Raw genomic sequence first — 8,284 nt, forward strand, 5'->3', positions numbered from 1 at the left:
GGGATTAAAATCCCGTCCATGAGCGCCGCCTCTATATCTTATTCTCCGCTGCTGGAGTCCGTAATGGCTTCAGCAGCCAAGCTTTCAAGAGATGAAAAGGTGGCCCTCGTGGAAAAGTTGGAGGCAGAATTAATCGAAGTGTCAGAGCCCTCCGAATGGGAGGCTCAACTAGCGCAGGAAAGATTGCGTCTTTTTGAGCAAGGTCTTTCCGTTCCAATTCCATGGGAGGAAGCTAAAGCCCGCCTAAAGCAGAAATGGGGAAAAAAATAATCATCATCCCCGAGGCGCAGGTCGACCTGGAAGAAATCGCGGAGTTCTATGAAGAACAAGAGCTTGGGCTAGGAGCCGAGGTTTACGAATTTCTGGAGACACACATTGACGCTTTGCTGATTACAGGTGGATTGCATCCCATCCATCATCGAATGCACCGACTAGTCGTTTTGGGACGCTTCCCTTATTTCACAGTGCATTATCGCCTGATAAACGATGGCATTGTCGTGCTGATGGTCTTGGACCAACGTCGCGATCCACTTTACAATCTCCAAAAACTTCGGCGGATCATTTAATCCGCGGCCTTTCCCCTTCATGCCCAATCAGCCCCTCACCATCGCCGACCGCACCTTTAACTCCCGTCTCATGCTGGGCACGGGTAAGTTTGCCTCTGGGGAACTCATGCGCCAAGCCATCATCGCCTCCGGCACTGAGATCGTCACCGTGGCCCTGCGCCGGGCGGATCTCACTGGCAAAGGCGACCCCTTCGCCAATATCCTGGACTTCATCCCCAAGGACATCCTGCTGCTGCCGAATACCAGCGGTGCCATGAATGCCGAGGAAGCCGTGCGCCTCGCCCGCCTCGCCGTCGCCGCGGGCCTGCCCAACTGGGTGAAGCTGGAGATCCATCCTGATCCCCGCTACCTGCTGCCCGACCCCATCGAGACGCTGAAAGCCGCCGAGATCCTGGTGAAGGAAGGCTTCACCGTGCTGCCCTACATCAATGCCGACCCCGTGCTGGCGCGGCGCCTCCAGGACGTGGGCACCGCCACCGTCATGCCCCTGGGCTCCCCCATCGGTTCCCACCAGGGCATCACCACCCGTCGGCAGATCGAGATCATCATCTCTCAGGCCACCGTGCCGGTCGTCGTGGATGCTGGTATCGGTGCCCCGAGCCATGCCGCCGAGGCCTTTGAAATGGGAGCTGATGCCGTGCTGGTGAATACCGCCATCGCCATCGCTAGCGATCCCTCCCGCATGGCCGAGGCCTTCAAAGCCGCCGTCGAAGCTGGACGGGCCGCCTATGAGATCGGTCTCGCCGATCACAGTGAAGAAGCCAGCGCCACCAGCCCCCTGACGACCTTCCTTTACCAGCAATCCTAGTCCCAAGATCTTGAGCGGAGCGCGGATACACTTATCCGCATCTGGGTGCGACGAGTCACTCCAAACCGGCGGACAAGAGTGTCCGCACTCCCTTTCCCAGCCCTCTCCTTTCAGATCGCTGACCTCCCCGCCTCCATGCACGCCCTCACTGCCCTTTTTCACGCGCTCGATACCCAGCCGGAGATCCCGGTCGAAACCGCCTCCCGCATCCTCTTCCTCCGCGCGCAGGCTCACCCCGGCCTGGAGGCCTTCAAAGATCGCCTGACCTGCGAGCAGACCTGGAAACCCCATGCCGATGCCCTGGTGGAGTCCGGCCAGCGCCACACCCGTCAGGCCGAGGGGAAATACGATCTCATCCTGCTGCTGCCAGATCGCCAGCGTGATAGCATCCTCTCCGACTTTGCCCGCGCTCACGAGCTCCTGGCCGAGGGCGGCATGCTCGTCACCGCACTTCACAACGACTGGGGTGCCAAACGCATGGAGCAGCATCTGGCCGAAGTGGCCGGCGAAGTCCAAACCCTCTCCAAGCATCACAGCCGCGTCTTTTGGGCCACCCAGCCCGCCTCATGGAAAACCGAGGTGCTCGAGCAATGGAAAGCCGGTGGGGCCATGCGCCGCGTGCTGGACGGCCGCTTCTGGTCACAGCCTGGCTTGTTCAACTGGGACCGCATCGATGAAGGCTCCGCCCTGCTCACCGAGCATCTCCCGCACACCATCGGTGGCAATGTCGCAGACCTCGGCGCGAGCTGGGGTTACCTGAGTGATCATCTCCTGCGCAAGTGCCCCAACATCCGCACGCTGGACATGTATGAGGCCGATGCCCGTGCTCTGGAATGTGCGCGTCGTAACACCGGCCTCATCCCCGTCCCCGTCAGGCCCCGCATCCTCTGGAAAGATGTCACGCAAGGGGTCGGCACGGCCAGCTATGACCATGTCGTGATGAACCCGCCCTTTCATGACGGACGCGATGCCGATCCCACCCTGGGATTGAAGTTCATCACCGTCGCCGCCCAGGCCCTGCGCACTACAGGTGACCTCTGGCTCGTGGCCAACAAGCACCTGCCCTATGAGAACCTGCTGCGTGAAGCCTTCGAGCACATCAGCCTCATCGCTGAGACCCGCAGCTTCAAGGTTATCCATGGGGTCAAACCCACCCTGGTGACCCGTCAAGTGCGACGCAAAAGCCGTCGTTAAGCACGTCATTCCATGACACTCCCCAAGGCCGTGCATTTTTTCGTTCATAAACAGCAAAAGCTTCTTGCAAAGATCAGCGGCTCGTCTTAACTCCACGTCCCGCACGAAAGTGAAATGGGTAGGTGCCCGAGTGGTTAAAGGGGGCAGACTGTAAATCTGCTGGCTTACGCCTACGCTGGTTCGAACCCAGCCCTGCCCACCATTTTCATCTTCGCGTGAGACAAAAAAAGCCCGGTCCAAAGCCGGGCTTTTTTGTGCTCATCAATCAAGCAAGGAGTCGAAACCACCTGTTCTCTTCGTCCACGCCGAAACTCGCACGCTTAGGACTCAGGCATCATTTCTATCCCCATGCTTTTGGTTAGACCCCACCATCCAAAAGCCCTGCCTCCTTTCGGCATAAGGTTCGACGTGAGTTATCAAACCAAGCTTTGGCGAAACACGTTTGGGCAAGCCGCCATCGCCTTCGCCCCGGGACCTGGGGTGAGACCGCAAGGAGAGGGACTTGCCAAGTCCCCTTAACCGCCATCGCCATTACCCCGAGACCTGAGCTGAGAACGCAAGGAGAGGGACTTGCCAAGTCCCCTTAACCGCCATCGCCATTACCCCGGGACCTTGGGCGAGACCAAAGTGAAATTTAAAGGGGTAAACCTTTCATCTCGCTCCTCACCCGTCGAATGTGAAGCGTTGTTTCGTCAGGCGGGTATAAGAGGGCTTGCGGTCCAAAGGATCGCCGGATTCAGCTCAGGGCGAAGCGAAGCAAACCCTGGGTGGGTGGGAAGAGACCCACCTCTCAAAAGTCGCGGCCTGAAGGGTCGCGGGAGAGGGAACGAGAGGTGAAAACATGCCGCACGTTCCCGCGCTCCTTCAGAGCGCTCCGCAGGTGATTCGGTGTCGTTCGTCCCTTCCCAGGCCTTGCGGCCTGGGCTGAATCCAGCGGCCCTTCAGGCCGCGCAGATGTCTGAGCCCCTGATGAAAATGAGAGGGTAGAAACAGGACTCTCACGCCCCCTCACCTCACTTTTCGCTTAGCGAAAGAGTTGGGGTGAGGAGCGGACTCGATCTTGCCCACGAATTTGACTCATTATTTCATCAGTTGGGTATGAGAACGCACGGAGAGGGACTTGCCAAGTCCCCTTAACCGTCTCGGCCTAAGTCTCGTGGTGCGATCCAATACAGGATACCTTGGGGAGCAGCCCTGGAAAATCACTTTGCCAGCGATCCCTGTTTTCATTCCAAACTCGGGTGACAGAGGGATAGGACGCGCTCAAGACCTTGCCTTGCACCACAGCACCTTCTCACCGGCGAGCCTCTCCCGAATTCAAACAGCCCGAGAGCCTCTTGATCCCTTGGTCGGGTACCCAATTGCAGCAGCATGCCACATTAAGACGTCAACGCCACATCCATTAATTTTGACTTAAAAAGAACTAGATCTAGCGCTTGATTATGCTTATGACACAGGATGATGAGATGGTGTTTTTTGGTCGTGTTTTGGGCATTTAGTGCAGGGGAATCTAAGGGTGCAGCACTGGAAGCCATTGAATGGACGGTGGATGCCGGTCTCGAGATCCTTCCTGGGAGTGCGGGCGGACTTAAAAAAACGGGTGGCAGCAACACCGCTTGGGATCGGGATGCCACCAGTAGTGGAAGTCAAAAAATGGTCGGTAGCGGTAAAGTCGTTTTTACGGCCGCGCTTTACAGCGGATTCGCCTTGGGCCTCAACCATGTCGATGAAAACGCCAGTTATAACGACTTAGATTTCTGCATTGTCTTGCGCCATGATAACACGGCTCAAGTGTATCATGGTGCGACCGCGGGTCCGACTCTCGGTAGCTATACGGCTGATTCTTTATTTACAATTGAACGAGCCGACAGTGTCGTCACTTATTCGAAAACCGATCCTACGCATGGCAATAGTTCGGCTGTTTCCACCTTTCCGTGCGCCGGACCGATGATGGTGGACTGCTCCATGTATCGACTCTACACCCCAGATGGAGCAGCGCTTACCTCGGCGAGTATCGATAATGGGGATGCCGATGCCGATGGCATGCCGGATAACTGGGAGAAGAAGTATCTGCCTATTGAAACGAATTTGAGCTATCTCTCAGCCTTCACGCCCGAGGGCGATGCTGACGGCGACAACGTCAGCAATATTCAGGAATACCGAGACGGAAGCAATCCTATCAACGCTCTGAGCTATTTAACCCCCGTCACTTGGCAGAATCTCGTGGGCACTCAAAATGTCTCAGGGTCTGAAGGAGGGCTGCGAAAAACAGGTAGCGCAGGTTGGAATGCCGATGCGGAAAGCAGCCAGGTGATTGTGGAAGATGGCATGGTGTCCTTCAGCGCACCCTTAGCTTCCAATTTATTTGTCGGCCTCACCCCCACCAATGACAACCGAAGCTACACCGATCTGGAGTATCGCATTCAACTCCTACCGAATAACACGGCCATCGCCAACAGGCCTGAGTCTTCGGCCGATGTCGCATTGTGGGAATACACGGCGAACACCGTCTTCAGCATTCAGCGGGTCGCGGGTCGCGTCCAGTTCATCAAGGACGGCGTCGTCATTCACACCTCCACCACGTTGAGCAGTGGCCCGCTTCGTGTGGACTGCTCTCTCAACTCCGTCGCCACTCAAATCTCCAAAGCTCGCATCTACACCGGAGATCTGGATAACGATGGCTTACCTGATGCCTGGGAGTTGGAGTATCTGCCCGCAAATGCCACTCTCACCAGCCTGACAGGTTTTGAGCCCAATAGCGATCGTGATGGGGATGACCTCTCTAATGCCCAAGAATACGTTTATGGCACCCACCCGCTTCAGGCTCTCAATTACCCTTCGCCTATCGTCTGGCAACCCTCCACCAATGTGAACGTGGTCGGCACCGAGGGGGGAGTGAAAAAAGTATCGGGAAGCTCGGCTTGGACCAATGCTGATGCGGTCGGGGAGAAGAGCATCGTCACCAGCGGTTGTTTGCATTTCACCGTCCATGGCACCGGTCCCGTCGGTGTTGGGCTCACTTACAGCAACGACAGCCGCAGCTACGCGGATCTTGAATACAGCATCTGCGCGGCTTCCAATGGCACCGCGAATGTTTACGAAAATGGGTCATCCAAAGCTTCCCTTGGCGCTTACAACAATAGCACTCTGTTCACCATCCGCCGAGTGGGCACGGAGGTCGAGTATCTCAAAAACGGTGTTCTCGCTTACACCTCCCTGATCCCAGCCTATGGGCCGATGCTGATCGACAGTTCTTTCTATGCCATCGGCAGTGAGCTGAGCTCTGCACGCCTCTACAGTGGCGATGTCGATGAAGATGCCATGGATGACGGATGGGAACTCCATCATCTGGCCAGCCTTTTGTCCAATACATCGTTAGGATATACGGAGTTGGATCAGTCCTTTCAGCCCGCAGATGATCCTGATGGCGACGGCATCAGCAACCTTGAAGAATACTATGCGGGCACGGATCCCCTGCAGGGGCTATCGTCACTTACCCCCATCACTTGGTCCACCGTGGACAACAATATCACTTTGCTGGGTACCCAAGGAGGCCTTCAAAAAACCAGCGGCGGCAATGCCTACAACGCCGATGCGGTCAGCTCCCAGAGTTTTGAAGAAAACAGCGCTTTCTTTTTTCATGTGGCACCGGTCGGCACCCTGTATGTCGGTCTCACCTATTCCGACGACAATCCTACTGGCACAGATCTTGAGTATGCCTTTGTGCTCACCAGCAGCACCGCCAAGGTGAAGCGGCCTGAGAGTGCCACCGATCTTGACGTTGGCCCTTACACCGTTCAAACGCAGTTTGGCATTCGGCGTCGCAGCGGAAATATCATGGAGTATTTAAAGGACGGCGTTGTGGTTTACACCTCAACCACCGTTGCGACAGGAAATCTGTCTGCTGATTGTTCCATTTATCATCTGAATCACAAAATCGAATCGGCTTTTTGGCAAGACCTCGATCGGGATGGCGATGGTCTTCCTGATGAATGGGAATTCCAGCAATTAACAATTTATGCTACTTTAGGAGCTCTGACTAATTTGACGGCTCAAAGCGATACGGACGATGATGGCCTGAGTCTTTTTGAGGAATGGCTTTATGGCACGTCTCCCAGCTCGTCCGATACGGATAGTGATGGGCTGCCTGATGGATGGGAGATCGACCATGGATTGGACCCGCGGGATCCCTCCAGTGCCAATCACGACATGGATGGCGATGGCATCACCAATCTGAACGAATATCTCCAGCACACCAATCCGAACCTTCCAGACTTGGATACCGACGGCGATGACTTGCCTGACGCATGGGAGATTATCCACGGGCTCAATCCTGACAATGCGGACGAAGATGCCGATCTTATTCCCGATGCCAACAATGACTTCGACGCCGATTGGCTTTCCAATGTTGACGAATATCTTAACGGCACCTATCCCAACGATCCTGATACCGATGATGATGGCCTCACCGATGGCTGGGAACTCTTCTATGGATTGGATCCGCTCAAAGCTGATCAAAACAACAACGGCCTCCTCGATAGTCTGGATGACCCAGATGGCGATGGCCTAACCAATGCTGAAGAAGTTCAGCATGGAACAGACCCCACCAAGAACGATACCGATGAAGACTTTTTGTCCGACAAGTGGGAATTGTTAATGGGGCTCGACCCGAACGAGTATGATGAGGATGGGGATCTGGTGGCCGATGGCGAAAGTGACTTCGACCACGATGGCCTCAACAACCTGGAAGAAATCAATGCTGGCACCCATCCAACCCATGCTGACACTGACGGTGATGGTCTCCCCGATGGCTGGGAAGTCCTGAATGGTTCGGATCCGCTCGATGACGATGAGAACGATGACAATATTGACGATGGTCTGGCCGATCCCGACGCTGATGGCCTCACCAATGCTCAGGAAATCCAGGCGGGAACCAGCCTCACAGACCCTGATACCGACGATGACGGTCTGCTCGATGGCTGGGAGGTTCAATATGCCCTCAATCCCCTCAACGCGGATCAAAACAGCAACAGCCAGACGGATGGGGCGGACGATTTCGATGCCGATGGTTTGACCAATGCTCAGGAGGTCAGCGCAGGCACGGACCCGAATAAGCTCGATACCGATGGTGACGAATTACCCGATGGCTGGGAAGTCCTTTACCTTCTCAATCCCAGCAGTGACGACCAAGACGCAGATCGAGAACCCGACGGTTACGATGACTTCGATAGTGATGGCTTCACCAATCTGCAAGAATTCAAATTGGGCACTCATCCCGGTGTGGCTGAGGTCGATACCGATGGTGACATCTTGCCAGATGCGTGGGAGACCCAGCACTCCATGGACCCCAACGACTCAGATCAAAATGACGACACCCTTTCCGATCATCTGAATGATTTCGATAAGGACAGCCTTTCCAATTTTGATGAATTGCTCCATGGCACAGATCCTTGGCAAGCCGACTCCGACGGCGATGGCCTGCCCGACTACTGGGAGATCGAGAACGGTCTCGATCCCAACGATGCCCTCGGCCCCAATGGCGCTGCGGGCGATTTCGATGGCGATGGCCAAGGCAACCAGGTGGAGTTTTTCAACAACACCCCTGGCAATGTGTCGAATGCAGACTCCGGCATGCGTCCCCCTACCGATCCGAACACGCCCAATCCCGAAGACTTCCAACTGTCGTTGGATTTCGCGGATATCGGTGTGAATTACA

General features: G+C 55.7%; 4 protein-coding genes, 1 tRNA gene and 1 pseudogene. All 6 read left to right on the plus strand.

The window, feature by feature from the left end:
* Positions 1-18 precede the first annotated feature (18 nt).
* Positions 19-270 carry an addiction module protein gene (locus tag B5D61_RS22960; RefSeq protein WP_078815784.1) on the plus strand — a complete coding sequence of 84 codons (252 nt, stop codon included), beginning with the start codon at positions 19-21 and terminating at the stop codon, positions 268-270.
* Entirely contained in the window at positions 255-566 is a 312-nt protein-coding gene (locus B5D61_RS22965; protein ID WP_078815785.1) for a type II toxin-antitoxin system RelE/ParE family toxin, read from the plus strand. The genes B5D61_RS22960 and B5D61_RS22965 overlap by 16 nt, the downstream gene beginning before the upstream one ends.
* Before the next feature lie 19 nt (positions 567-585).
* Positions 586-1,374 (plus strand): thiazole synthase, encoded by a 789-nt coding sequence (locus B5D61_RS22970; protein ID WP_078815786.1) that lies wholly within the window; start codon positions 586-588, stop codon positions 1,372-1,374.
* A 135-nt stretch (positions 1,375-1,509) separates the two neighbouring features.
* Positions 1,510-2,568, plus strand: a complete 1,059-nt coding sequence (locus B5D61_RS22975) for a class I SAM-dependent methyltransferase (RefSeq protein WP_176159629.1) — start codon at positions 1,510-1,512, stop codon at positions 2,566-2,568.
* Between the two features lie 116 nt (positions 2,569-2,684).
* Positions 2,685-2,770, plus strand: a tRNA-Tyr gene (locus B5D61_RS22980).
* Between the two features lie 1,280 nt (positions 2,771-4,050).
* Positions 4,051-8,284 (plus strand): annotated as a pseudogene (locus B5D61_RS22985) (hypothetical protein); the annotation flags it as partial.

Source organism: Prosthecobacter debontii (assembly GCF_900167535.1).
Classification (GTDB): Bacteria; Verrucomicrobiota; Verrucomicrobiia; order Verrucomicrobiales; family Verrucomicrobiaceae; genus Prosthecobacter; species Prosthecobacter debontii.

What these genes read in the sequence shown, in the direction of transcription:
- B5D61_RS22960 (WP_078815784.1), top strand. Translation starts at nt 19, where the DNA reads ATGAGCGCCGCCTCTATATCTTATTCTCCGCTGCTGGAGTCCGTAATG.
- B5D61_RS22965 (WP_078815785.1), top strand. Translation starts at nt 255, where the DNA reads ATGGGGAAAAAAATAATCATCATCCCCGAGGCGCAGGTCGACCTGGAA.
- B5D61_RS22970 (WP_078815786.1), top strand. Translation starts at nt 586, where the DNA reads ATGCCCAATCAGCCCCTCACCATCGCCGACCGCACCTTTAACTCCCGT.
- B5D61_RS22975 (WP_176159629.1), top strand. Translation starts at nt 1,510, where the DNA reads ATGCACGCCCTCACTGCCCTTTTTCACGCGCTCGATACCCAGCCGGAG.